31 protein-coding genes are annotated in these 23,008 nt (G+C 40.7%); 6 read left to right on the top strand and 25 right to left on the bottom strand.

Going from position 1 to position 23,008, the window contains the following annotated elements; genetic code table 11:
* The first annotated feature begins 5 nt into the window (after window positions 1-5).
* The 6 genes from E5987_RS06415 to E5987_RS06390 all read left to right on the top strand — a co-directional run bounded on the left by E5987_RS06415 (window position 6) and on the right by E5987_RS06390 (window position 2,996).
* Entirely contained in the window at window positions 6-428 is a 423-nt protein-coding gene (locus tag E5987_RS06415) for a hypothetical protein (RefSeq protein ID WP_160335272.1), read from the top strand.
* Between the two features lie 9 nt (window positions 429-437).
* Window positions 438-848 carry a hypothetical protein gene (locus tag E5987_RS06410; protein ID WP_160335271.1) on the top strand — a complete coding sequence of 137 codons (411 nt, stop codon included), beginning with the start codon at window positions 438-440 and terminating at the stop codon, window positions 846-848.
* Window positions 845-1,303 (top strand): hypothetical protein, encoded by a 459-nt coding sequence (locus tag E5987_RS06405; protein ID WP_160335270.1) that lies wholly within the window; start codon window positions 845-847, stop codon window positions 1,301-1,303. The genes E5987_RS06410 and E5987_RS06405 overlap by 4 nt, the downstream gene beginning before the upstream one ends.
* 250 nt (window positions 1,304-1,553) lie before the next feature.
* Window positions 1,554-1,784, top strand: a complete 231-nt coding sequence (locus E5987_RS06400) for a crAss001_48 related protein (protein ID WP_160335269.1) — start codon at window positions 1,554-1,556, stop codon at window positions 1,782-1,784.
* A 10-nt stretch (window positions 1,785-1,794) separates the two neighbouring features.
* Window positions 1,795-2,208: a nucleotide modification associated domain-containing protein gene (locus E5987_RS06395; protein ID WP_202074565.1), complete on the top strand. Its 414-nt coding sequence runs from the start codon at window positions 1,795-1,797 to the stop codon at window positions 2,206-2,208.
* Entirely contained in the window at window positions 2,205-2,996 is a 792-nt protein-coding gene (locus tag E5987_RS06390; RefSeq protein ID WP_160335268.1) for a metallophosphoesterase, read from the top strand. The genes E5987_RS06395 and E5987_RS06390 overlap by 4 nt, the downstream gene beginning before the upstream one ends.
* A gap of 36 nt (window positions 2,997-3,032) precedes the next feature.
* On the opposite strand, the gene E5987_RS06385 is transcribed toward E5987_RS06390, so the two are convergent.
* The 25 genes from E5987_RS06385 to E5987_RS06265 form a co-directional block, all read right to left on the bottom strand.
* Window positions 3,033-3,698, bottom strand: a complete 666-nt coding sequence (locus E5987_RS06385; protein WP_160335267.1) for a hypothetical protein — start codon at window positions 3,696-3,698, stop codon at window positions 3,033-3,035.
* Window positions 3,699-3,813: 115 nt separating this feature from the next.
* A complete protein-coding gene (locus E5987_RS06380; protein WP_160335266.1) occupies window positions 3,814-4,131 on the bottom strand; it encodes a nucleoside triphosphate pyrophosphohydrolase family protein in 318 nt (105 codons plus the stop codon).
* Window positions 4,132-4,472: 341 nt separating this feature from the next.
* On the bottom strand, window positions 4,473-4,784 hold the full coding sequence (locus tag E5987_RS06375) for a hypothetical protein (protein ID WP_160335265.1): 312 nt from the start codon (window positions 4,782-4,784) through the stop codon (window positions 4,473-4,475).
* 152 nt (window positions 4,785-4,936) lie between these two features.
* Complete coding sequence (locus tag E5987_RS06370) at window positions 4,937-5,509, bottom strand: hypothetical protein (RefSeq protein ID WP_160335264.1); 573 nt, start codon at window positions 5,507-5,509, stop codon at window positions 4,937-4,939.
* A 73-nt stretch (window positions 5,510-5,582) separates the two neighbouring features.
* On the bottom strand, window positions 5,583-6,191 hold the full coding sequence (locus tag E5987_RS06365; RefSeq protein ID WP_160335263.1) for a 3'-5' exonuclease: 609 nt from the start codon (window positions 6,189-6,191) through the stop codon (window positions 5,583-5,585).
* A 47-nt stretch (window positions 6,192-6,238) separates the two neighbouring features.
* Entirely contained in the window at window positions 6,239-6,880 is a 642-nt protein-coding gene (locus E5987_RS06360; RefSeq protein ID WP_160335262.1) for a hypothetical protein, read from the bottom strand.
* A 60-nt stretch (window positions 6,881-6,940) separates the two neighbouring features.
* Window positions 6,941-7,294: a zinc-finger-containing protein gene (locus E5987_RS13470; protein WP_160335261.1), complete on the bottom strand. Its 354-nt coding sequence runs from the start codon at window positions 7,292-7,294 to the stop codon at window positions 6,941-6,943.
* Window positions 7,278-7,487, bottom strand: coding sequence for a hypothetical protein (locus tag E5987_RS06350; RefSeq protein ID WP_160335260.1), 210 nt, complete (start codon window positions 7,485-7,487; stop codon window positions 7,278-7,280). Before E5987_RS06350 ends, E5987_RS13470 begins: the two co-directional genes overlap by 17 nt.
* Window position 7,488: 1 nt before the next feature.
* Complete coding sequence (locus tag E5987_RS06345) at window positions 7,489-7,707, bottom strand: hypothetical protein (RefSeq protein WP_160335259.1); 219 nt, start codon at window positions 7,705-7,707, stop codon at window positions 7,489-7,491.
* A 114-nt stretch (window positions 7,708-7,821) separates the two neighbouring features.
* Window positions 7,822-8,133, bottom strand: a complete 312-nt coding sequence (locus E5987_RS06340; protein WP_160335258.1) for a hypothetical protein — start codon at window positions 8,131-8,133, stop codon at window positions 7,822-7,824.
* Between the two features lie 10 nt (window positions 8,134-8,143).
* Window positions 8,144-9,052: a thymidylate synthase gene (thyA, locus tag E5987_RS06335; RefSeq protein WP_160335257.1), complete on the bottom strand. Its 909-nt coding sequence runs from the start codon at window positions 9,050-9,052 to the stop codon at window positions 8,144-8,146.
* Entirely contained in the window at window positions 9,053-9,229 is a 177-nt protein-coding gene (locus tag E5987_RS06330) for a hypothetical protein (protein WP_160335256.1), read from the bottom strand. It abuts the gene before it with no gap.
* A complete protein-coding gene (locus tag E5987_RS06325) occupies window positions 9,226-9,846 on the bottom strand; it encodes a hypothetical protein (RefSeq protein WP_160335255.1) in 621 nt (206 codons plus the stop codon). The genes E5987_RS06330 and E5987_RS06325 overlap by 4 nt, the downstream gene beginning before the upstream one ends.
* On the bottom strand, window positions 9,843-10,460 hold the full coding sequence (locus E5987_RS06320) for a hypothetical protein (protein ID WP_160335254.1): 618 nt from the start codon (window positions 10,458-10,460) through the stop codon (window positions 9,843-9,845). The genes E5987_RS06325 and E5987_RS06320 overlap by 4 nt, the downstream gene beginning before the upstream one ends.
* Window positions 10,461-10,536: 76 nt before the next feature.
* On the bottom strand, window positions 10,537-11,106 hold the full coding sequence (locus E5987_RS06315; RefSeq protein ID WP_237178751.1) for a RuvC family protein: 570 nt from the start codon (window positions 11,104-11,106) through the stop codon (window positions 10,537-10,539).
* On the bottom strand, window positions 11,106-11,762 hold the full coding sequence (locus E5987_RS06310) for a hypothetical protein (RefSeq protein WP_160335252.1): 657 nt from the start codon (window positions 11,760-11,762) through the stop codon (window positions 11,106-11,108). The genes E5987_RS06315 and E5987_RS06310 overlap by 1 nt, the downstream gene beginning before the upstream one ends.
* Window positions 11,762-13,717, bottom strand: a complete 1,956-nt coding sequence (locus E5987_RS06305; RefSeq protein WP_160335251.1) for an AAA family ATPase — start codon at window positions 13,715-13,717, stop codon at window positions 11,762-11,764. The genes E5987_RS06310 and E5987_RS06305 overlap by 1 nt, the downstream gene beginning before the upstream one ends.
* The gene (locus E5987_RS06300; protein ID WP_160335250.1) at window positions 13,714-14,859 is read right to left on the bottom strand and encodes a metallophosphoesterase; all 1,146 of its coding nucleotides are present in this window, start codon (window positions 14,857-14,859) and stop codon (window positions 13,714-13,716) included. Before E5987_RS06300 ends, E5987_RS06305 begins: the two co-directional genes overlap by 4 nt.
* Window positions 14,859-15,722 carry a hypothetical protein gene (locus E5987_RS06295; RefSeq protein WP_160335249.1) on the bottom strand — a complete coding sequence of 288 codons (864 nt, stop codon included), beginning with the start codon at window positions 15,720-15,722 and terminating at the stop codon, window positions 14,859-14,861. Before E5987_RS06295 ends, E5987_RS06300 begins: the two co-directional genes overlap by 1 nt.
* 1 nt (window position 15,723) lies before the next feature.
* A complete protein-coding gene (locus E5987_RS06290) occupies window positions 15,724-16,740 on the bottom strand; it encodes an ATPase domain-containing protein (RefSeq protein WP_160335248.1) in 1,017 nt (338 codons plus the stop codon).
* On the bottom strand, window positions 16,737-17,609 hold the full coding sequence (locus E5987_RS06285; RefSeq protein ID WP_160335247.1) for a 5'-3' exonuclease H3TH domain-containing protein: 873 nt from the start codon (window positions 17,607-17,609) through the stop codon (window positions 16,737-16,739). Before E5987_RS06285 ends, E5987_RS06290 begins: the two co-directional genes overlap by 4 nt.
* 59 nt (window positions 17,610-17,668) lie before the next feature.
* The gene (locus tag E5987_RS06280; RefSeq protein WP_160335246.1) at window positions 17,669-18,550 is read right to left on the bottom strand and encodes a hypothetical protein; all 882 of its coding nucleotides are present in this window, start codon (window positions 18,548-18,550) and stop codon (window positions 17,669-17,671) included.
* A gap of 46 nt (window positions 18,551-18,596) precedes the next feature.
* Entirely contained in the window at window positions 18,597-19,037 is a 441-nt protein-coding gene (locus E5987_RS06275) for a hypothetical protein (RefSeq protein ID WP_160335245.1), read from the bottom strand.
* Window positions 19,038-19,072: 35 nt separating this feature from the next.
* Window positions 19,073-22,432, bottom strand: coding sequence for a DNA polymerase III subunit alpha (dnaE, locus tag E5987_RS06270; protein WP_202074564.1), 3,360 nt, complete (start codon window positions 22,430-22,432; stop codon window positions 19,073-19,075).
* Window positions 22,410-23,000 carry a hypothetical protein gene (locus tag E5987_RS06265; RefSeq protein WP_160335244.1) on the bottom strand — a complete coding sequence of 197 codons (591 nt, stop codon included), beginning with the start codon at window positions 22,998-23,000 and terminating at the stop codon, window positions 22,410-22,412. The genes dnaE and E5987_RS06265 overlap by 23 nt, the downstream gene beginning before the upstream one ends.
* Window positions 23,001-23,008: the final 8 nt, after the last annotated feature.

The following is a 23,008-nucleotide window of genomic DNA, read 5'->3' as shown; positions in this document are numbered from 1 at the left end:
TGTATATGTGGATAATTAAAAACCCTGAACTGAAGAGAAAAGTCAATGAATTTTTCACTGATGAGGAGATTCATAATTTTTTTCTGCTCTATCAGAAGGAAAGTTTTGTCTATCTCGAATTCACAAACCCCGAAAACAAGCCTGAGCTTTCTTCTATTTGTATTGCAATTCAAATTCCTGTCTCTGAATTTAAAGCGCAATATAACCCAAACGAATGGAATCCCTTCCCGAATGTGGAGCCGCCTAAAAGCGGAGAATATCTAGTCCAATTGAGCAACGGACAAATCCAAAACTGCCTTTTCAAAAAGGCGATTTACGGACCGTCTCCCAATGATTGCTCGCCTGCTTGTTGGAATATCAGTGAGCTGGAGTGTCCTGTCATTGCATTCAGAGAAATGCCCAGACGGTACGATGAATTGCACCTTTAACACATAGATATGACAGAAATAAGCCCCTTATTAATCTATTTTATTGGACAATTAGACACTCTGATTGATGCCAGTTCATCTGTTCTCGGTCTTTCACTGATTTCCTTCGGCATCCTGATGATGGTCAGATCAATATTGGTATGTTCGATTTACGATCACGAAGATAAGAAAAGGTACGACGACTATCTTCAATTTTATAACAAGGTCATAAAGATCATATGTCCAGTTATTGTGTTCAGCTTCTTGAGCAGTATTCTTCTGCCATCTAAAAGCACAGTCGCCGCAATGGTTGTGGTTCCTGCTGTGGTCAACAACGAGCAGATTCAGAACATTTCAAAAGACGTATTGATGTGGGCTGAAGCCTATATCAAGAAACAGCTTGAAACTGAAAAGAATCAATTGAAGGAAAATAGCTTATGAAATTAAGTGCTAAGGATTGTCGGTACATTCATGATGTCCTTCTTGGTCGATATGTTCGAGCCGAAGACGAAAAAGAAAAAGAAATTTTTTTTGAATTGAAAAAGAAGTTTGAAGGACCAAACGGCATGGGTCTGCGAGGGCCTGACCGAGTTGTTGAGTTTGAAGAATCTTGGCGTAATCAGCTTGCTGAACTTAGGGAAAAAGAAGCCGAGGGTGACGAAAAAATCAAAAATCTGCATGGCTACTATCTGACATTTTCAGAAAATTCGTGGAAGTTTGTTTTCGGAATGATTCAGGTTGTTTTGATCTTTTCCCTACTCGGGGCCGTGCTGTACACGATTGCATCAATGCCTAGCGAGTGGGCAGTTTGGGCGCCGATTCCGATCGCGTTTTGCCTTTTTCTCTGGGAATATTCAGGCAGATGCTTTTCTGGTTGGTTTTGGAGAAAAAGATGACTCCGTGGTGGATTTTTTGGTATGACAGCGTTTGGGTTTGGATAAAATTTCTTTGTATGACTAGCGGGACTGTATGTCTGGCAACTGCCCAAATGAATAACAGAAAGTCGCTTTATTTTCTTAGCATCTGTTTGTTCTTATCTTCAGCTCTATCACCAAGCGGCGATGCTCTCTACAACATGTACAAAGCTTGGTAAAGAATGTTCAATATTCGTCCTTTCTCAAATAATTTATCGTTAAAAAAGCAAAAATGGCTGAACTTAAAGACACTATTGATTTAATGCTTTCCGAAGACCCAATAGAGCGCTTGAATGCTGAATATCAGCAATTGACTATTCGTGCAGACAAATTGTTCGGATTTATTCAAATGATTAAGAAAGGAAAGGTCGCAAAACCTGCAAATTTTTCTTTGCTCAAAAAGCAACTTTCCATCATGTCCAGTTATAAAAAAATTTTAGAAGAACGCATTTCTTTACTGTAAAAGGCAATAAATGACAGAAATCAATAAATACAAAATTCACAAGGAAATTTGCTCTGCTCTCCATCAGACTTATGTCGCTAAAAATTCTGATTATGGCGATTCCTTTTCGAAAACCCGTCTCGAATTTCCCGAATCCATCTTGGTTCGTCTTTCAGACAAGTTTGAGCGCATCAAAAGCCTTTACAAGAAAACCGATCGTCAGGTAAAAGATGAAAGCATCGAGGATACACTTTTGGATTTGGCAAACTATGCAATGATGGAAGTTGTCGAACGTCGTGCTGAAAAACTCGGTCGTTCTTTGGACATGGGTGCCCGTGCTGATAGCGGGAATTTCGCCCCTTCTTGGCCCTATGAAATGAAAGACGAAGATTGTGATGTAAATCATGTTTCTTTGCCTTCATGTAAATGTTTTAAGACAAAATGACTAAGTTTGAAGTCGTATCCGATCTGCATTTTGATCACTTCATAGGAAGTGGTGAAGCAGGTACAGAATTCTTGGAAAGCGTTTTTCTTAAGCCAACCGCTCCCAATCTTTTGGTGGCGGGAGATATTGGCAACTGGTACAGCGAACACGCTTTGTTTTATACAGACTACTTTTTCAACTTAGTCAGACATAAATATCAAAATGTTATTTGCGTCTTAGGAAATCACGACTATTATTCCTTCGGCCTAGATGAAACTCCGTCGCCTGTAGCTTTGTATCGGGAGCGATATGATTTCCCGAATGTCTTTTTCTTAAGCCTTAGCAACGCTCCAAGTTCAATTTGTCTTAATAACATTACGGTTATTGGCGGAACGCTATGGTCTGAGCTTGATCCAACTTATGAGCTTGATATTGTTCATCGGCTTAATGACTTTCGACTGATTCACGGTTTAACACCAAAAGACTATCGAAAAAGATTCGACGTTGAATTGCTTGAGCTTGATAGACAGCTTGAAATGTACAAAGATGAAAAATGCGTAGTTTTAACACACCACGCACCGACCTTCTATACAACGACAATGTACAAAGACAGCCAGCTTCAAAGTGCTTTTTGTACTGACCTTACAAGAATGTTTTTTTCTCGGGCGAATATTAAAGCGTGGGTATTCGGTCATACCCATGTCAAAGCTGAGCTTGAGATTGGCGGAGTAAAGCTGGTTGAAAATTCGTTTGGATATTACGGTCAGGAGAGCTTAGATTACAAGCCGAAGTTATTGATAATAGAGTAAAAATTTAGCCCCGCTTTTGCGGGGCTTTTCGTTTCTTTAGATTCCCATCTTAGAGTAAATCATGGGAAGAAGATTAGATTCAGGGTTAGGGGTCATTTTGTGACCTGCTTTCAGCGTGATGCCCAAGCGAGGGAGCATATTCATCACCTGACCAAGCTGGGCGGTAGCTGTCTGCGGGCTGTATGGTTTCTTCAAGAGAGCTTGATAAAGATTGCCCTTTTTACCGCTCTCAATAAAACCATCGTTTTTCAGCACGTTAAAAGCAATTTTTAACACGGGGTTAAGAGATGCGTTATCGCTTAAGTATGTAAACAAACCGACAACCTTTTCACAAACTTTCTTTTGAGAGAATTTAGACTTGTCATCTAAAGCAAGACGAAGCTCATCAAGTTCTTTTTTCTGCTCTTCTTCACTCAGGTCTTTTGTGAGAGAAAAAACCTTAGCAGAGTTTTTCATGCGCTCTTCAAGCATTTTTGCGTAACCGTCTTTGTAGGTGACGTGTTTAGCTTTGGGAGCAATTGATTTTACTTCTTTCTTAGCTTCTTCAGCTTCAGCGTTGAGAATTTCAATCTTTTTCTCAACGACTTCTTTGTTAATGGTGATTGTGGGACGTTCGACAACAATCTCTTCTTCAGCAGAAGGAGCTTCTTTGTTAATTTCGACCATCAGTTCGTCGATGCTTTTGATTGTTTCAATGCTCATGTTTGCACCTCTTCGGTTAATTGAATTTCAATAAGCTCATTCTATTAGAGGTAATTTAGGACTGCATGATATTGAAAAATCTATCCAACCTTTTGAAAATCGATCAACTTCTTATTTAAATAATCACGTCAGTAATATAGAAGTTTGATTGATTAGTACGACTTAATTCCCGATTGATTTTGTTGACCATTTCAATGGACACTTCGTCTTTATATCCAAAGCGCCAAACGAGTTGCTCAATCATGATTAAACAGTCCGCAAGTTCAGTCACTAAATCCTTGCGAGTGAGAGAATTATTTCCGTGTCGTCGCATTTTGATGATGGCTAATGCACATTCGACCGCTTCTTCTTCCATCTGTCTAAGCTGTTCTTCTTCTGTATGAGCATTGGCGATTTTTGTAATCGCTTCTTGATGTCCAATCTGAGTTTTCATTATTATTCTTTATCCTAGGATTTGTTGTTTTAATCCAGTTGCAAGACTGGATTTGTGGTTCGCAACTGTTTTATTCTGTGAGAATCAGAACTGTTATGCTAAATACAACCTGTCTAGGGTTGTCAACTGAGACTACGGAACCGTCTTCAAAGCGCCATAGCTCAGTTGGGTCTAGGGAGTCGGTCCCTAGTGGGTATTCAACTTTTACTGCTCGTGCCCGCCATGCTTCAATAACACTGTATGGAAATTCCAGCGTTCCACGCTGATCATATTCATCGTACTGATTAACAATGTGAGCAAATGTTTGTGCTAGTTTCATAATAAAACCTCAAAATAGTGTTTTAATAAGACTCTTCAAGCGCCGCTAAGTAATTTAATGTTTCATCTAGCTTTTCTTGTATCTCTTCAAAAAGTTCTTCAACATCGTCTGAAGACTCTCCTTCCAAACACCATAAAATATCTTTGAGCTTTTCGTTCATAGTTTCCTGTATTTCTTGAATTGCGCATTTAACTTCACCAACTTGCATTTCAATACCGCTTGTCTTAAGAACGTATTCACCGAGTGTTTTGGTGAGATTGTCATCGCTTTCTAAAGCGATCTCTGCGAGCTTTTGTGGTTCGTACAACCTGCATTCTGCAACCGAAAGTGTCATGTTTACCTCTTTTTTTTAATTAAGTAATTATTTACTTTTATATAAGTTTACACCACTTAACATTGGAACGCTTCTTTTCTTCGTTTTGCGCCTATTTACAAGAGACAATAAAACCCTGTTCAACCAAAAGTATTGAACAGGGCTAATTGCTGTTAGTTGTTTTCTAATGAACGAATTTTTTGCATCAGTTCAATTCTTCGTATCTTCAAATCGACAAGTTCTAATTCGTCTCTAAGACTCTTAAGTGTAATCTCTTTTGTTGGTGTAATTTTCTGAATCTTAGATGCGCCAGCAACTTGAACCGACAGAGTTGATGTAGTTTTGACTCTATCTAATAGATCTTCTGCGATATCCCCATGCTTCCTTATTGAAACAAGTTTCTGCATTTCGCTTGAAGATAACTGATTCAGTTTAGAGATGATGTTCTTAACATCGTCTAATGAAACAGGATTTTTGCTTGAAATTTTCCACTCCGCATCTTTAAGATGTTCAAGTTTGTCAGACGATATATCACCAATACGAACCCACGCAGAACGCTTAACATTGCCGATTTTGAAATTCCTTGTATAGTACGCCATAACAGTGACAGTACGCTTTTGGGTTGCTTTAGCGAATACAAGCTGTAGATTCTTGATTGTCGGAACAGTGACGATTCTGCTTTTTGAATCAGACAAAAGCAGACAATTTTCAATCGCTTGGTAGAGATTTTGCTCTTTAATTTGCATATAGAACCTCGTTTAAGGTTATTAACTATCTGAATTTAAATAAATTCATTAAGTCGATCTTACACGGGGTAATTCAGGATAGCTTGGGATTTAAAGACAGTCCGTCAGCTTTGAGATAAAGCTCTTCAATCACCTCGTTGAAGGGGAAAATATAGTTCCTATCAACTCTTTTGGATTTAACCAGTTTTCCAAAACACTTCAGCATAACTTCAACGTCGTACCTTGCGGCATGTGCCTCAGAATCGTTGTAATCGACATTAAGAGCGAAGCACAACTCTTTTAATCTTGGAACTTTCCCGCTAAACGTTGCCCAACGTGTTGAACGCATTGTGCACAGTGTTGGTGTTGTTATCGGCGATAATCCTAACGTTTCAAATTCTTGATTCAAAAACGATGTATCGAACGAGGCATTATGAATAACAATTAGTTTTGCAGTTGAAAGCTGTTTGTGAATTTCTTCGGCTTTTGTTTCGAACGTTGGCTCTTTCATCAAGTCTGCCAAAGAGATGTGATGCACCGCCTCTGCCTTTGCGTCAATCGCACGTTTTGGATTGAATCTTTGCAGAATTGATTCTTCAGGAATTTCCTTCAAATCCGCTCCGAGCACAATTCCGCAATACTCAACGATTTTGTGGCCCTCGCCAATGCCTGTCGTTTCTAGGTCTAGTCCAACAATTTTCATTTGTTTTCGCCCTTTATCTAAACCCCGCCCCAGCATTGGCGAGATTCTTAGTTGATTGTTACTTTTAACTTGTCCATCAACTCTCGGTTCGGGTCAACTGCATTATTCTGCATTTCTCTTATCTCTTGTGCGACTGGCGCCACATATTCTTCTGCGCTTAATCGTTCCCTAGGTACTGAAACTGCGGGCACCTTGATTTTCGACAGAAAGCCATATGTTGTCAGTGACAAAATGTCTAAAAGACCTGCGTAATAGTCGCAGTTCGTGTTTGCTGGGAAATGAACCGTAAAGTCAATAAGCTCTTGCGTAAGCTCAACGGACTTCGCCTCAATTTGCTTTAATCGCCTCTCGAAAGAAGCAATTTCTTTTTTGTCGAATTTGGAACCATTGCTTGCGTCAAAACACGACGTGCTGTAAGTCAGCAACGATGTATAGACATCTGACGGGCCAAAGTCAAGAATGGCGTTTTCGTCTCTTGCATCTAAGATGGCTTGCTCAATCCCTCTCAAAATATCTTCATTCATTTTGAAGAAATTTTTCAAGTCATCATTCTTGGTCTCGTCAAAGTCAACATCTGAAAATTCATCAATGTCTAGGGAAACAAATCGATACCCTAACTCTTGAGCCAATGCACGACAAAAGTCAGTTTTTTCAGTACCGAAACCTGGGCCAACAACCGTAATTAACATTTTTGATCTCCACAATTTTTGATAATTGTAAGAGACCTTTGGTAATTAAGTTGTTGGCAATCAGATATCCTCACACGATAAATATTCGCCACGCTCATTCGCCGCACTTAAACCGCATAGATTAGCTCGTCGCCTTCGAGTCAAAGACCTCTTCCCTCTCTTTTGCCACTCTGCGCTTTTCTTCAAAATGAATAGTTTTGCCTTCATCAAGTCAGACAGTGTCATTGTAGAAAAGTGACATTCGCTAATGGGCATTTTTAGACACTTTGCTAACCATGTATATGCTTGAATGCGAGTCATGCCTCCCTTACATTTCCACAATTTGTCAAAATAACGGTGGCATTCGCTTCTCAGACGCTTCTTGTGAGAAATTTGAAGCGCCTGAGAGACAACCTTTTTACGATTCGACGACATTTTCTTTCACAAAGGGTTTCATTGCCATCAACTGAGCGATGAACTCTTTGAAATCACGAACCGACAGTTCAATTTCAATCTCATGATCGGTTTTGTCGTTTGCTCTAAATTTGACAATAGAGCTTCCAATCTCAGCTTTTGCAATCAACGTTGCGTTCTGGGATGTTGCTTCAGCAATTTTACTCACTGCCATATTATTCCTCTTCAATAAAATTTTTCGGAAACTGCTTGCTAGGAAAATAGAAAATCTGGTTTAAACCCATTGAATCACTGCGAGCGCAACTTTTAAGTTCACGCAGTTCTTTTTCTACTTTCTCAAACAGATAAGAATTGACGTTTTTGAACATATCGAAAAGATCGAGCCAGTCAGCATTTCTCCCAACACAAAAACCCAAACATGTTTTGCCGTCCATAAATCGCCCGCTATAGTTCTTGCGAACACTGAACGAGATGTCTTCGCACTCAGAAGACTCGCAGGTTTCCTTCAAAAGCTCGACTAAATCTTGACTAATTATCGACATAAGAAATCACCTTTTTTTATTTAAATGTGGTTTAAAAATCCCTGCTTCGACAAGCTCTATTACTCTTTTCTCGGGTATAGGAGGTCCGCCACCTCCGTATTGCGGGCCATACTGAAAACCAAGAGCCTTTTCTTTCTCTGTGGGATACGGTCTCGTTTCAAACCGATATTTGTAAGCGTTATAGCGAATCTTTTTGAACAGTTTCGCTTCAGCCAGCATGGGAGATTTTTCTCGAATACCGAATTGAAACTCTTTCTTTATCGAATTCCAAATACCCCAATCTCGACCGCCACCTTCTTCGTAGAAGTTGCTTTTCACAATTCGCTCCTTAAACTGCAATAGGCGCTTTAATAGCGGGATGCGACTCATAACCCGTAATCTCAAAATCATCGAATTTATATTCCCAAGGGAATTCGTGATGATTTCTTATATATAATTGTGCACTCGGGGGTAAAGGATGTCTGCTGAGCTGTAGCTTCGCCTGTTCAATGTGATTGTCGTAGAGATGAACGTCACCGCCCGTCCATACAAATTCGTCAGGGACGTAGCCCAAACAATCAGCAAAAATGTACGTCAGTAAGGAATAACTTGCGATGTTGAACGGCACACCTAAGAAGAAGTCACAACTTCTCTGATAAAGCTGACAAGACAGATATTTCTTGCCGTTTTCTTCTCTTACAAAGAACTGAAATAGACAATGACAAGGCGGAAGCGCCATTTGATCAATCACTAATGGGTTCCAAGCACAAACAATATGTCTTCTTGAGAACGGGAACTTTTTCAGATACCAAAGAACTTTGCCAATTTGATCAATGCTAGTGGTTTCTAGGTTTTTAAAACCTAATTCTTTATTGTCATGATCATCGGGGTTTATAACAAGCCCGTCTTCGTAGCCTGTGTTTCCTAAAATCGTCGCATATGTTCCCTCAGCAGAAAAACCTCTCCATTGTTTCCCGTAAACAGGGCCAAGATTTCCGTCTTTGTCTGCCCATTCATCCCAAATGGTGACACCGTTTTCTTGCAGATACTTAATGTTTGTATCGCCTTTTAAGAACCAAATCAGCTCGTGAATGATGGATTTCAAATGAAGTTTCTTTGTGGTCAGAAGCGGGAAAGATTCTTTCAGATCAAATCTCATTTGACCGCCGAACAGTGCCCTTGTGCCCACGCCTGTTCTGTCTTTTCGAAAAGAACCCTTGTCAAGAACTTGTTGCATTAATTCTAAATATTGATACATTTACCACTCCAAGAAAGTTGCAAGCAATGCGGCGATAACACATATCAATAACAGCGAAATCGCCAGCCAAAAATTTTCGTTCCAAACAGTCCTTACAATTACAGCAAAAGCAAACACCCCTCCACAGAAAACAACAAAACTTATAAGATGGTAGAAAAAGCGAAAAATCATTCTCATAAGTTTTCTCCTTGTTCTTTAACCTCTACCTCAACGCATATTGGTTCCCATGCATACCAACTGACTTCACTAACGATGTCACGAGTAGTAAAGTCGTAAAGCTCTCCGCCAATGAGTTTGACAAGATGAAAAGTGTCGTTTTTTGAGGACTGAGCTAAAAATGCTTGTTGGGGTTTAAATGTGTCTTTGGGAATTACGCCGTTGTAAGTTAACCTAACAATCGTCTTCGAACTCACTCTTTCGTAGAATCGGAATTGCTTAATCACTTTTAGACATTCATCGACAATTTCTGAAGTCGACCATCTTTTGCCTCCGCACCCCACGTACATCGGCAAGTAGGTATAGTCCTCGCAATGTGCGTAATCCCAGCCAAACCAGAAATCGTTGGAGTCTTCAATCCTTCCGCTGAAAGATAATCCGCCATGCACCTCGATCTGATCGTCTATTTCCCAACAATCCTTCTCATAAAACGGATGATTTTCTGGCACAGAAACATAGCCGCAAGGGTGTGTTCCTAAAGATACAACCTTCCATTTGTATTCCCCGACTTCCCCTTCAGCTAATGTCTCGATCAGACGACGACCACAGTGATATTTCATTTCTTTATATATTGTCATTTCAGCTCTGTAGGTGTGTCGTTAAAATAATGAACAAATTTGTTATCAATAAAGTCAACACGACTGGCCTTATCGCCAATCTTGATCAGCATGTTTGAAAACTTAGATTTATCCCTTTCGCATTCAAAAGAGACACTGTGCTCTTCTTCGCCCGTAGGAATCCCAAAAACTGAGAAAGCGTGAATAGCAGGTTTTTCTACCAAAGTTTCAAACCGCTTCATTGTTTCCCAAGAGGGTCTCAGATAAAAATAGGCTTCTAGCCCTGCGTAAGCGTTTATAGCAAGCCAATGCGGGACAGTGACTTTCTCCAATATATGTGGGTTGTTACGTATGTCTTGCAGTACTTTTTCTAACGACCGAAGATTACAGCTGGTTAAATAATAGTCGTAGTTAAACCAAGACCTAGAAGCAATACTTTTGTCTTTGCGTAATGAAAATATTTTCCCTTCAAAAATAAAATACAAATGAGAGTATTCAATTTCACAGAAAATCAATTCATCACGGTGTTCGATTAATTTGTTTATAAACTCATCAACTTCTTTGTTATATTCAGTATGCAAATTTATTGACATCAAGCGTTCAATGCACCAATTTTTCATTTGCTTTAATTTCATAAGAATCCCTCTAAGCAGATGAATCAATCTTATCATAAGTAACTAATTACTTATAGAGCAAGGTTGAAATAATCCTCTATTTCCCTATCGAACTCATAAAAGACGAGATGTTTCTCCACTCATCAGTTTGAACTCCTGCATTTATAGCCCCTATAGCATCTGCTAAGTGTTCGTTTTTTTCGACCATAACCTCTTCCCCCTTAAGTTTCCGCTTAATCCAAGGTGCTTTCGGAAACTTTTTTGAAGCCCAAAGAATCATTTCCTCTTTGCTTGCTGTTTTGTGATTAACTGCCCTAACCTTATTTTCTTGAGCTGTTACCTGAATAATTGGAATTGGAAGAGAAGCCAACAAACCAATGCAAATCCCATAACTAGCCATTGAACGAGCGCTTTGAGAACCATGCGGAACCTCGACAAAAGCATACGTCGGACGATAGCTTTCAATGATCTCACAAACGCCCTTAAAAAGCGCTCTAGCGCTTTCCAAGTCCTGGGAGTTCTTGCGTACTCTCTTTTCGTTTGAAGGGCTTGTAGACACTAATTTCAAGTCTATAACGTCAAATTTTTTCGTCTCGCTGTCGTACACACCGATAGCAATCCCGAAGTTCCTTAATGAAGGGTCAATGCCTATTATTTTTATTTTCATTACCATGTACCAAAATTAGGATGAGTTGATGACGCAATGGGCGTTGCTTTTTCGCTTCTAAACGTCTCATTCAATGTGTTGTAAATAATTGGGAAAATGTAGTTATGAGAAAATTCATCCAAGCCTAAAGCGTCATCCCACTTAATAAAACTGTCAACTTTCTCTCGTGTTCTGTCTAAGCGTTCTGAAGATTTCCTACCAACAGGAATGACGCTGTTCAACTCGATTAAATATTTCGCTTTGACACCGCTCATTTTCTTATCGATTGGCATTACAAATATCTCATACGTAAACGTGTAGTCGTCTAGTTTCTGATAACTGGAGATTGTCGGGCCGTCGAGATGACCCGTGACTTTTACACGAAAAATAAATTCATTATCTTCGTTCTTCTGCAATTCTTCAGTCGTGGCATATTTGAGAATACCGCATTTAAAACTTGTGATTTCAAATTCCTCACCGCCTAGCAAACTGTATTCTGTCATGCCGTCTTGACCGTAAATTTTTGCGCCGCTCGGGTGCAGTGAACATTTATCACGAGTCTGATTCGCAAGATATTGAGCCTCATAAAAATGCGCCCAACGAATGCCCACCTCTCTTATGTCGTCTTTTTTGGCATTAATGCAGGTAGGGAAAATCAGAGATTCATCGATTTTCATCACTTGCTCTCCACAAGAGAACTTGTGCCATCCTTTTTAACGACAGTAATAGTGTTGTCAATCCAATCTCTCAGTGAGTTATGAGAAATGACAAGTGCTGTGCCGTGTTCTTTCGCTTTAGCGTCAAGAATTGTCATAAGACGCTCAAGACCACTGGCGTCGATGGCATGATCAACCTCGTCTGCAATATAAAGACCAATCGGGTTTTCTGCCCTCGACGTTACCAAGTCTTGTAAAGCCATAGAAGTAGCAATGCGAACTTTTCTCTTTTCGCCACCGCTCAATCCTGCAAAGCAGGTTGCGCCTTTCACGCTTTGAACTTCAATTGAGAATTTTTCTCGGAAATCGCCCTTAGCAGTCTTCGTAAGCGTCTGCCAAGTTGCTGTAATTTCGCCGTCTGAAAGTGTGTTTAAGTAGAAGGCAGTACGCTCATTGAGATACGGTGTGATCGTATCCAAAATATGAGCACGAATGCCTTTAACCGAGTAAAGCTGTTGAACGCTTTCAGCTACTTTTTCAGCCTCTTGAGCCTCTAATAGCTGTTGTTCAAGCTGAGCTTTTTCTTTAACGCCTTCCGAAATTTTCTCAGTCTCTTCGGCAAGAAACTTCTTGTAAGGGCTTTCTTCGTTGAGAGTCTTTTCGCATTCCAAAATGTTTTTCTGAATTAACTCTGCCCGTTCTTTTTTACTTCTGATTTCAAAGACGCTATTCTGGTTCTTCTTAAACTTATTCTCTATGGTTGAGAGCTCGGTAGCTAAAGCCGTTACGTCGGGTAGTTTTTTCTTAAACTCCGCAACGTTTTTCGCAAACTGCTTAGCTTGTTCAACCTGAGCCATGAATTCCCGCATCTGAGACATCAGTTCTTCATTTGTCTTAGCAATCTGAGATTCAATAGCTTTCTTAGCTGTGCTCAAGTCTTCTGCTTGATAAATTTTTCCGCATTCACCGCAACGAGTTCCAATTTTTGAATCGAGATTAGTCGTCTCTTGCTTTAAGCCTTCGACTTTCTTTTTTGTCTTTTCAATGTCAGACTTCAACATGACGCATTTATTTTGTTCAAGATTGAAGTCGTTTTGAAGCTTTCTACTCTGAGCCTCTAATGTTGAATAGTTCTTTAGATGCTCTCTAATCTGATTCGCTCGATCTTCAAGAGTGTCAGTTTCTGACTTTGAAAGCAAAGCAATCTTGGCAATTTCAGCTTCAATGGCATTCTTTTCAGCAGTCAATTCTGCAATTTTGGACTGCTGTTTTTTAACAAAGTCTTCGTCTTGCTCTTGCAGATGTTTGATATTTTCCTCACTAGCACTCAGTGTCTTGTCAGCAAAACCAATTTTTGTCTGAATGGACTCTACTTGGTCATGGGCCTTGCCGCACATGTCCTTTGCAATTTCACTTGCCTTTTGCAGTCGATCAATGCCAGCCGCCTCTTCAATTAGTGTCTTGAGCATCTTGTCGGTCAGAGAAGGAAGATCGGGCATCTTTTCTTGAGCGGCATAAATTGAAGATGTAAACACTTCATAAGAGCAACCAAGAATGCCATTAACAACCTTTTGAGTCTCTGACACTGTTGTCTTTGTTAATTCACAACTTCCACCAACGTCAAGACCGTCAATAACAACGTGCTGAACAATCAGATTGTTGCCTAATCTTTTGCTCTTTCGCCCTCTTTCAATGTAGTAGCAGTTCAAATCTTCTGTCCAAACTTCTACTCCCACCACACACTCTTTTTTGGCTTTCTTATTGATAACCGCATCGCCAGAAACACCTCTGGCTGTCACTCCAAACAAACACCAACAGAGGGCGTCAACTAGACTGGACTTCCCTGCACCATTGCTATTTGCGCTTTCGTCGTCATCGTTTTGACCTTCTATGAGTAAAAGACCACGATTTGCAAGAGATACAGTAGCTTCGCCAATAATGAGAAAATTCTTTATTTTCAATTCGCCAAATTTCATTTTTCAGCTCCTATTAAGCCCAGAATATCAAGAGCTTGAACTTTTACTTTCTTTCTGAACTCTTCAGTTTCAGACTTATATACTTCATCCAAATAGACGCAGATTGAGTCGCTGAGTGGGTTTCTTGTGATACCCGAAACCGTTTCTGTGCGAATAACCTCTGCTTTCTTCGCTTTGATATTGACTAGCGCTTCTTTAGCGCCGTACTGAGAAATCAAGAAATCACGAATTTCTTTGGCGTCTTTAATTTCTTTATCTGTGGTCAAACGCACATAGTTGCCACTGATGAGAGATTTCATCTTTTCTTCGGGTTCTTGAACGACGACTATGCGGAACCCTCCCTCTTCTGCGATGGTTTTCGTCGTTTCTACGGTTTCTGGAACACCTTCCAAATCAACAAATTTCGGGGCTTTGCTCTCGCGAAAATTCCACTCTCCCGTATCGGTATCCAAAATAACAAAACCCGCTTTTGAACCGACATCAGACCAAGAGTGATGACATAAGGCACCTACAGAAATGAGCTGTTCACTGATTCTCTTGTGATTGTGGTAGTGACCTGCAAAAATCTTTCCCTTGAAGCCTATTGAATCTAAGTACTCTTGCGTCAATCCATGAGCAGGTACGCCTTTGACCGCACCATCAATTGGCGCATGAGTAAAGACAAATCTTGGCTGATGGGCTTCAATAGCTTTTTCAAAGACAGACTTCCAAGTGTCAATGTCTTTATGCCAAGCGATAAATAAAATATCGTCATCGCTCGCTAGAAGACGCCCGTTTTCGACTTTAGACACAACTTTCTGTAACTTCGGGATGAAGAGAGAATTTCCCGCCACATTTGAGTTTTCTGAGAAATCGATGTCGTGATTCCCCGTAATCAAAACAATACCTTTCGGGAAAAGCGAGTTAATCTTCTCCAGAAGAAATGTGGTTGGCACAAGCACGCTTGTGTCCACTTTGCCTTTTACATGAAAAAGGTCGCCACAATGAACCAACGCTTCGCAACCTGCTTCTTTTGCTTTTTCTGCGACTGAATACATCTCTTTTAAGATGATTTTCAAGCGACTGTTGACGCCGTTTTTATCAATCGTTGAAAACTGAGTCCAGTTATGTAAATGTGTATCGCTGATGATGCAAATTCTCATTACCAAGTCCCCCACAAAGGATGAAAGGAGTATTTCTCAGTTTTGGTTTCTTCTGAAACTGCACCAAAATCTATCCTGCAACTCAAACACAATTTTTTGATTGCACTCATGCTGTATGAGTTTTCACTTTCGTTGTAAACGTCGAATTCAAGCATTTTCTGACTCATGAGACGCCCGATTTCAATCATTACTTTTGTAAAGAGTCCTTCGTCTCGTTGCCGTTTGTACCTTGTCAGCTCTTTGAAAAGATTCTTATAAAAACTTTTGAGTTTTTTCATCTCTTCTAGTTCGGCGAAAAGACACGCATAATTTGGGTCTATAAATTCCAACACCCCAGCGAGATTTTCAGCTTTTTCGCCAGTAGCGCTGTAGTAGTACAGAAAATAAGGAACTAGAATGTTTAGGTTGTACCTTCTTCTGTACTCCCCCAAGTTCATTGGGGACGCCAATTCTCGACTGTAAAACTCCTTGGTACCAAGAGGGTCTTTCAGAGGGCATTCGTTCAAAACAATCAAGAAGGCGCTTGCAATATGGTGTTTGGCTTCGGGCCACATTTCATATATTCTTCCTCTTTCTTGAATGTATTCACGTCTAAACAGATAATCTGCGACACTGAGAGGAGGACGCTTCAGCTCTTCCTTTGAAGTATGTTCTTTGTAGCCAATTCTGAAGGGCGATACACCTTCAATATAATGTTCGTGTGTCAGTTCGGCTTCAAGTTCAAAGCCGATGTACCTCTCATAAAAATAAGAATCTCTAAGGTCCTCTGCTTCACGCAGGGGCATTATCCTTAAATCGAGAGGTACTTTGCTAGCGTCAAACGGCTCTTTCGGTACCTTAATTCCAGAAATAATGCCCTTCATATCAAGCCTCTTGCTTGTCGTTTTCTAAAATGTCACACAGCTTTTGATACAAACCCTCTTCATTGACTTTCTGAACCAACTGGCTCTTGTAGTATTTCTTGCCATCAAAGACAATCCAAGCTCCAGAGGTTTCGAGTTTGTCTTGAGCAATCAGCTCATCAATTATCGAGCTGACGTAATCAAATTCAGGTACGTTTTCGTCGTTGTAATACATGTCGATACAACACGTCTGAAATGGCTTGGTCATTTTGTTTTTGCGTGCTTCGATCATGATTCTCTGACCGCAGTACTTCTTTTCTTTGTCCACAAGTTTCTTTTTAGAGACAAAGAGACGAACTGAACTTTGGTACTCCATTGCTTTACCGCCAGGAGTGCTTGTCGTCGGGACGTATGCGCCAGGAACTGTTCTCACCTGATTCAGATACACAAAGGTCGCATTCGTTTTCCAAGCTCTCTGATTCATCACCTTTAGAGTTGTTGATGCGACTCGTGCAAGAGCTGTTGTGTCATTCATGCCATAAGCATCAATTTCTTTTGAAATGCTTTGGGCGGGTACAGCACTCGCCATTGAGTCGAAAATCGAGATGATTGGAGCGCTTTCGTCAATGATCTTCTTTTCTCTTATGATTGCGCAAATTTTAGTCGCAATCATGTTACCCGCTTCCCATGTGTCAGGAGTGAAGTAAAAGAAATAAGGTCTTTCAATGTTCAGTCCCAAGTCTTGGGCAAGTTTGATGCTGAATGATCTTTCCCAATCAATGAAGATGGCAACGCCACCAAGCTTTTGAACTTCAATCATGAATTTTGTTGCGAGCAGAGTTTTGCCCGAACTGGACTCGCCAACAATCTCAATGATTCGACCATAGGGAAGACCACCGTCCTTGTACTTATTGGAGATGATTTTGTTGAGCGGGGCATAACCCGTGTCAATAAATTTGTCAAAACCATAGATTTCTGAATTAGGACCGATTTCTTTTTCCAAAATGGCAACTGCATCTTTTGTTGTTTCTTTTGTCATTTAAATAATTCCTTTATTTTTTTGAGTTCAGCAATCAGTGAGTTGAATTGAAGTTCAGAGCACAAGTTAAAAAACTCGTCCTCATTGAATTTGCTGACACTTTTTTGGATTTGATTAAGATCGATAGTTTTATGACGCAAGTCCATCAGTTTTTGATTTCTTGCGTAAATTTCATGAGCCTCCTTGCTCTCAAATAGTTTTGTTTCCCAAGTTGAATGTTTTGGTGTTTTAGAAAATGAGGCTAAAAAGTTCTCAAACGTTGAATACTGCATGGCCAACGTTGTCGCTCTCATCTCTCCGATGCCACCAACGCCATTGATGTTGTCGCTTCTATCACCCATGAGACACTTTTTCATTAAAAACTGCTCGGGAGTGAATACTTTGGTCGCTGAATAAAAGCAGTCTTTGTTTACATAGGCGTGTTTGCGAAGATCAAACCATTCAACGCCGTCTGAAATCAGAAGAAGCCAATCTTTATCACTTGTAATAAGCGCTACTTCACGATCTTTTTTGTTTGTGCAGATATACCCCGCAATATCATCTGCTTCATAGTTAGGAGCTTTAAACTTTGGTACGCCCAAAGCGAAAAGAATCTTGTTGATGTAATCTCTTTGTGCATAATAAGCCTCCATTTGGGCTTGGGCTTTTGCGTCTTTTGGTTTTCTGTTCCCCTTATATTGCGGGTACAGCTGGTAGCGAAAGTCTGCCCGTCCATCATCAAGAACGATAATTTGACGGTCTTTGAACTTTTCTTTGAGACGCATCATTGTTATGACAATGCCAAAAACCGCTTGCGTCTGAAAACCTTCATCTGTCTTCATTACTGTAGCGGCATGCCAAGCTCGTGCAATGCTGTTTTTGTCAACCAACACTAAGTTCTGCATAAAGAACGGGCGGTCGGTTATCCCTCCCACCCTATGTTCAATTTTTAGAAAGGAATATCGTCTTCTTCGACAACTTCAGCGTTGATGCCCTTCAAAAGGGAATCTAAATCTGTGCCAACGTCAATCGTGTCTGTTGGTTTCGCTACTTCTTTCGTTCCAACAACTTCTTCAACAGGAGGCGTGACGTTAGTTGTAGGCGCAGATAACGCCGCTTTCGGCGCTGATGCAGGTGCGCTTAATGCAGGTACAGAAACTCCATAAGGTCTGAAAGTTTGAAGCGCTTTAGTCAATTGAGCTTGATCAGTTGGCTCACAAATCGCATCAAGATCATGAAGTTTTGTCAAAACGTTATCCTTAAGCGGGTAAGTACTAGGGTCAATAGACACAATGTAGTTCGTGTCAAAACCCTCACCTGTTCGAGTGATTGAGAATTTTTGAGCGTTGTTTGGGTCAAACATTTGAGTTGACCACTTCGCAACCAACTCAATCAGCTGGTCAAAGGCCTTAGTGCCAATAGACAGAATCTGCGGTTCGTCAGGTTCTTCACTGTCGAGCGCAAGCACATTCATCAAGAAACGCTTTGAAGAGCCGAAGTTCGATGTCAGGAACTTCTTTTGTTCGTCTGTTTCGCACGTATCAAGAGCTTCACGAAGAGCGTTACAGATCGGGCAAGCAGTACCGTGAGTTTTGGCATTGCAAATTACTCTGGCGGCGATAGAAGGGGTGCCCTTCGGACTGACCTTTGTCATGTCTTTGCACCAATGTTCGCCATAGTCGTGCCAGAAAGTTTCGCGATCAAGGGGATTCCATCCTGGCAAGAGCACGTAATGAGTTGTACCCTTTTTCGGTGTGACAAATTTGAGCTGAGAGCGGTTCTTTTCTGCTTTTTTCTTGTTTAAAAGATTTAAAAGTCTTTCGTTATTCATTTCTTTCCTTTTAAGTAATTAAGTAACTAGTTAGTTATTAAGTGAGTTAAAAATTATTCCTGGTCGTTAGTCCTACAGCACCTCCCGCTTGAATGGTTCTTGAATCCAAAAGTTGTTGAATGTTTTTCTTTCTGTCAATCAACGCAGTGACACACGCTTGAAGCTGGTCACGAATTTCTTGTGCATCGATTGTTCTCTGAGCGACTGCAATGTACTTCGGTTCAGTCTTAATCATTGAGTCAATGGTTTTGTCGGTGTAACGCTCCTCTGACGAGATCAATTTCTCTTTGAACTCTTTGTAGAGATTTGCATACGTGATCTCTTGCGCTAGCTTGCAGAGATTGAGCTGTCGATCTGCGCTCGCTTTCTGCGAAGAGTAGTAGCTTGTGAGACCTGACTGGTTCATTGCGCATGAATCCAAGTTCTCTTCGGTAACAAGAATCTCGTTCGAGAACTTAACCATGTCTGGTTTGTATTTAAGTGTCATTTTGCACCTGTAAATAAGTAATTGATTACTTAATACTATGATAGCACTTCTTTTGCGCTTTTAAAGGTTGATATCAAATTATCAATCTTATTGCCATCAAAATAAATTTGAGCGGGATTGATGCCTCCAACAACAGTTGTCCCGTTCACATAAAAAGACTGCCCGTCAGCTTCTGCTCCTTTTACGCTTGGTACAAATTTTCTGATGCTTGCAGAGCCTAAAGCAATGATGACCGAAGGCTTAATAAGTTCAATTTCCTTATCTAAGTATTTCGAGCAGTGAGCGATTTGTTCAGCACTCAAAAATTTGTCTTCTTTTTTGGCTTTTACAAGCGATGTGAAATATCCATTCTCCAGTGACATTCCCGCTGAAGTTAGGGCTTGAAAAATGATTTTCCCGCCCTTGCCCGTCATCATCTTTCCCTTCTTTTCTTCTTCCCAATTAGGACAATCACAGACGACCATGTACTTAATGTCGGTTCCTCCAATAGACGGGGCGCAGTGTTTCTTGGAGCACAGATCGCAGTCCTTGCATGTTGCGGTCAGTTTGATTGTGTCTCTGAGCTGAGCACGTAAGTCTGTATCAAGCGTGGTTGTTCTATTGCACTTAACCACCCGCTGAATCAAACCGCCCATTAAGTCCTTCTGATCTTTGATGCGTGACGGGTCGTCAACGGGAGGGAGCGACGAGTCAATTTCACAGAAACTTCCAACAAGTTCTAGGTTTGTCACCGCACGCTTATTTACGCCAGACCCCGTCATGGCGGCGTAACGTTTGAACTCTTCAACTGATTTGAACGGGCCATTCTTTTTCCGAAGAGCAACAATCTTCTTGGCGATGTTGCCAGAGATGAATTTCACCGAAGAAAACGGCGCCAATATCTGATGCTTATTCAGCACCTCAAAACGATCAGACGAATGATTGATTTGAGGTGGAAGAATTTCAATTCCCGCCTCACCTGCGTCTTTTACAACAGATTCGTACTTATCGTCGTCGATGATACTCAAACTTGCGGCGAAGTATTCAGCGGGGAAATGCGTTCTGAGAAAGCACGACCAATAAGAAATGATGGAGTATTCGACACTATGAGATTTATTAAATCCATACGAGGCAAATTTTTCAATCTTATTAAATATTTCTTCTGCTTGGTCTTCGGACATGCCAGAAACAGTATTGGCGCCTTTAATGAATTTTTCCTTTATTAGCTTCATTTTGTCTAACTGCTTCTTACCCATTGCTCGACGCAATAAATCAGCCTCACCCATAGTGAACCCTGCTAAATCTCTTGCGACCTGCATAACTTGCTCTTGATAAACCATCACGCCGCAAGTTTCTTTTAATGCCCTTTCCATATTTGGATGGTCATAAAAGATAGTTTTATAGCCCTTCTTAATTCTCACAAAATCATCCAACAGACCCGAATCCATAGGGCCAGGTCTGTAAAGCGCAGTAGCTGTAGTGATGTCCTCGAAGGTTAATCTGGAACTTGTCGCAAGATTCTTTAAAAGATTCTTCATTCCTGGCGACTCAAACTGAAACACTCCTGTCGTTTCTCCTCGTCCAAAAGCGTCTAACGTAGCTTCGTCATCTAAAGATATGTCAAGCAGATTAATTTCCCTACCGTGTCTTTCTTTAATGTAATTCAAGGCAATCTGCAAAGTATCAAGCGTAGACAGACCAAGAATGTCCATCTTAATCAGCCCCATGTCTTCTACAATTCTCTTATCCCAATTAACCACCGCTGAACCTGAGCGAGTTTCTACAACCGCTCTGTTTTTCAAGGGCTCTCCTGCGACAATTGTTCCCGCCGCATGTCTGCCCAAACTTCTTTTCACATTTTGAAGCGCTAAAGAATGACTCCAAAGTTTTGGGTTTTCTTTGGCAAACTCTTTGATTTCGGGGACCGTCTCAACGCATTCTTCTAAGGTTGAAGAAAAACCATGTTCTTTGGGCACAAGCTTTGAAACTTCAAGCTTGTTTAGAGGCAGGCCAAAAATTCTTCCCACGTCACGAATTGCACTCGCTGAACCAAGAGTTCCATAGTTTGAAATTCCAGCCACACAATCTTTCCCATACTTCTCTTGGAGATAATCAATAACCTCTTGCCTTCTTGTTGATTGATAGTCCAAGTCGGCATCAGGAAGATCGTGTCGCTCAGGGTTGATAAAGCGTTCAAAGAACAAATTAAATCTAATCGGGTCAACTTCGGTAATACCCATCAAGTAAGCAACTAAAGAGCCTCCACAACTGCCTCGTCCAGGACCGACCACAATCCCTTGAGATTTCGACCATCTAACCATGTCAGAAACCACAAGAAAATAGCCAGAAAAATTCATTTTTTGAAGAACGCTAAGCTCGTATTTCAAACGCTCAACATATTCAGGGAGCTTCTCTTTTGGAGGAAGATAACCCAAGACTGGCTTTGTAAATCTCTTTTTCCAACCTTCTTTGCACTGTCTGACAACTTCTGCGAATTCGTTATCGGCCAACTTTGGCAAACAGGGTGCCTTTTTCTGAAATTCATACTCGCAGTCACTGAACAATTTTTCAGCTGATTTATCCATACATTGGGAGATGTACTCGGATATTTCCCCCTCAGTTAAATAAATCCTCACTAGCGGCTCCAAAACGTCGCTAGTGAGACGAGCGTTGTCAATCTTGAAGGAGTACTCGCCTATCTTTTGAACGTTCAGCATGACGCATTTTTCAGCGGTTATAGGCATGTTCTTGTAAACCGCTTGATAAACATTCAGAGAATCAAGTTGTTTGTCTGACTCATATAAGGCGGGCAACGTACCCAACACTGGACAGTGATATTTCTGCCAACACTGAATAGCTCTGACGTTCGTTCTTTCAAACAAAGGGTTATCAGTCAAAACGTGTTCAAGAAACACATTTTCTTTGCCAAACTTGTTGATTAAAGCAACCAATACTTCTTCGTATTTTTCATAAGAGAAAAGATTGAAGAAGTCTCCCGTTGAAATAACAACATCTTCAAGTTCTAACACCTCACTTAATTGAGTTCTCGGGTTGTAGTAAAAGTGAGAGCTTGTGTTCGCCAAAGTCAGCAGTTTGAAGATGGATTTGATTCCTTTTTCTCCCTTTGCGTACACCTTTAAGGTGTACATTTGATTTTCTTTAGCTATTTCCCCGCTTGATTTTCTTGGGGGACGATAGGTAGCGTCTTCATAAACAAACAGTGTTACGCCAAAAACCATCTTGATGCCCTTGTCCTTCAGCGCATTAGACAAAAAGGGCATCGCAGAAATTGTCATATCGTCCGTAACCACAACTCCGTCGTACTTTGCTTCTACTGCATTCTTGACAATTTTTTCAATTGTGAGTAGCGATCGTCCAATGCTGAAGTCGCTTTTAATCCCGATCCTGCAATTCATAAATATGTTCTCCCGTCACAATCTTCAGCGCTTTAAGAACTGTTAAAGCGTTGGTAAATTTATTTTTGAACGTTGTGTCAGTAACGTCTTGGTTGTACTTTCGTAAATAGAGCTGTAATTTTTTCGAGGTGTTTACCCCGTGCTTAATGGCGATCGCCATCTGAAAGATAATCTTTAGCGTTGGAACCTTTTTTACATTCGAGATTTCCAAAAAGTCTTTCCCGCTTCGCAAGTCTGCTCCCAACAATCTCGAAGCCCAAGAACGTTGGACACTTGTTAAGCCAAGAAGTTTTCTTTGATCTTGATAGGAAAGACCACTGACGCTTTTCAGGTCCTGCGCCATGGTTCTTTTCTTTGACGGTTCAAAGTCGTATGAGATTTCAGCGTCTTTAATTGTCGGGAAACGCTTCTTTAGCTCTAAGTGCTTTTGCAAAACAGGTCGAATATCAATCGCATCCTCAATTCGACAAGCGGTTCTGAGAACCTCGTGCGAGCATGATTCAAACTGCTCGCACGCTTGACAATGTTTGGACTCGAAATCGAATGTCGAAATCAAACCGAAACACATTCTTGTCA

Source organism: Parasutterella muris (genome assembly GCF_009767915.1).
In the GTDB taxonomy this organism is placed as follows: Bacteria; Pseudomonadota; Gammaproteobacteria; order Burkholderiales; family Burkholderiaceae_F; genus Parasutterella; species Parasutterella muris.
This window is presented reverse-complemented; position numbering and strand designations above follow the sequence as displayed.

Coding starts and splice junctions, on each gene's coding strand:
- E5987_RS06405 (WP_160335270.1), top strand. CDS start 845: ATGAAATTAAGTGCTAAGGATTGTCGGTACATTCATGATGTCCTTCTT.
- E5987_RS06295 (WP_160335249.1), bottom strand. CDS start 15,722: ATGAAGGGCATTATTTCTGGAATTAAGGTACCGAAAGAGCCGTTTGAC.
- dnaE (WP_202074564.1), bottom strand. CDS start 22,432: ATGAATTGCAGGATCGGGATTAAAAGCGACTTCAGCATTGGACGATCG.
- thyA (WP_160335257.1), bottom strand. CDS start 9,052: ATGTATCAATATTTAGAATTAATGCAACAAGTTCTTGACAAGGGTTCT.
- E5987_RS06350 (WP_160335260.1), bottom strand. CDS start 7,487: ATGGCAGTGAGTAAAATTGCTGAAGCAACATCCCAGAACGCAACGTTG.
- E5987_RS13470 (WP_160335261.1), bottom strand. CDS start 7,294: ATGTCGTCGAATCGTAAAAAGGTTGTCTCTCAGGCGCTTCAAATTTCT.
- E5987_RS06320 (WP_160335254.1), bottom strand. CDS start 10,460: ATGAAATTAAAGCAAATGAAAAATTGGTGCATTGAACGCTTGATGTCA.
- E5987_RS06330 (WP_160335256.1), bottom strand. CDS start 9,229: ATGAGAATGATTTTTCGCTTTTTCTACCATCTTATAAGTTTTGTTGTT.
- E5987_RS06365 (WP_160335263.1), bottom strand. CDS start 6,191: ATGAAAATTGTTGGACTAGACCTAGAAACGACAGGCATTGGCGAGGGC.
- E5987_RS06265 (WP_160335244.1), bottom strand. CDS start 23,000: ATGTGTTTCGGTTTGATTTCGACATTCGATTTCGAGTCCAAACATTGT.
- E5987_RS06280 (WP_160335246.1), bottom strand. CDS start 18,550: ATGAATAACGAAAGACTTTTAAATCTTTTAAACAAGAAAAAAGCAGAA.
- E5987_RS06275 (WP_160335245.1), bottom strand. CDS start 19,037: ATGACACTTAAATACAAACCAGACATGGTTAAGTTCTCGAACGAGATT.
- E5987_RS06290 (WP_160335248.1), bottom strand. CDS start 16,740: ATGACAAAAGAAACAACAAAAGATGCAGTTGCCATTTTGGAAAAAGAA.
- E5987_RS06400 (WP_160335269.1), top strand. CDS start 1,554: ATGGCTGAACTTAAAGACACTATTGATTTAATGCTTTCCGAAGACCCA.
- E5987_RS06395 (WP_202074565.1), top strand. CDS start 1,795: ATGACAGAAATCAATAAATACAAAATTCACAAGGAAATTTGCTCTGCT.
- E5987_RS06305 (WP_160335251.1), bottom strand. CDS start 13,717: ATGAAATTTGGCGAATTGAAAATAAAGAATTTTCTCATTATTGGCGAA.
- E5987_RS06410 (WP_160335271.1), top strand. CDS start 438: ATGACAGAAATAAGCCCCTTATTAATCTATTTTATTGGACAATTAGAC.
- E5987_RS06415 (WP_160335272.1), top strand. CDS start 6: ATGTGGATAATTAAAAACCCTGAACTGAAGAGAAAAGTCAATGAATTT.
- E5987_RS06370 (WP_160335264.1), bottom strand. CDS start 5,509: ATGCAAATTAAAGAGCAAAATCTCTACCAAGCGATTGAAAATTGTCTG.
- E5987_RS06325 (WP_160335255.1), bottom strand. CDS start 9,846: ATGACAATATATAAAGAAATGAAATATCACTGTGGTCGTCGTCTGATC.
- E5987_RS06315 (WP_237178751.1), bottom strand. CDS start 11,106: ATGAAAATAAAAATAATAGGCATTGACCCTTCATTAAGGAACTTCGGG.
- E5987_RS06360 (WP_160335262.1), bottom strand. CDS start 6,880: ATGTTAATTACGGTTGTTGGCCCAGGTTTCGGTACTGAAAAAACTGAC.
- E5987_RS06345 (WP_160335259.1), bottom strand. CDS start 7,707: ATGGACGGCAAAACATGTTTGGGTTTTTGTGTTGGGAGAAATGCTGAC.
- E5987_RS06300 (WP_160335250.1), bottom strand. CDS start 14,859: ATGAGAATTTGCATCATCAGCGATACACATTTACATAACTGGACTCAG.
- E5987_RS06310 (WP_160335252.1), bottom strand. CDS start 11,762: ATGAAAATCGATGAATCTCTGATTTTCCCTACCTGCATTAATGCCAAA.
- E5987_RS06380 (WP_160335266.1), bottom strand. CDS start 4,131: ATGAAAACTCAGATTGGACATCAAGAAGCGATTACAAAAATCGCCAAT.
- E5987_RS06385 (WP_160335267.1), bottom strand. CDS start 3,698: ATGAGCATTGAAACAATCAAAAGCATCGACGAACTGATGGTCGAAATT.
- E5987_RS06375 (WP_160335265.1), bottom strand. CDS start 4,784: ATGACACTTTCGGTTGCAGAATGCAGGTTGTACGAACCACAAAAGCTC.
- E5987_RS06390 (WP_160335268.1), top strand. CDS start 2,205: ATGACTAAGTTTGAAGTCGTATCCGATCTGCATTTTGATCACTTCATA.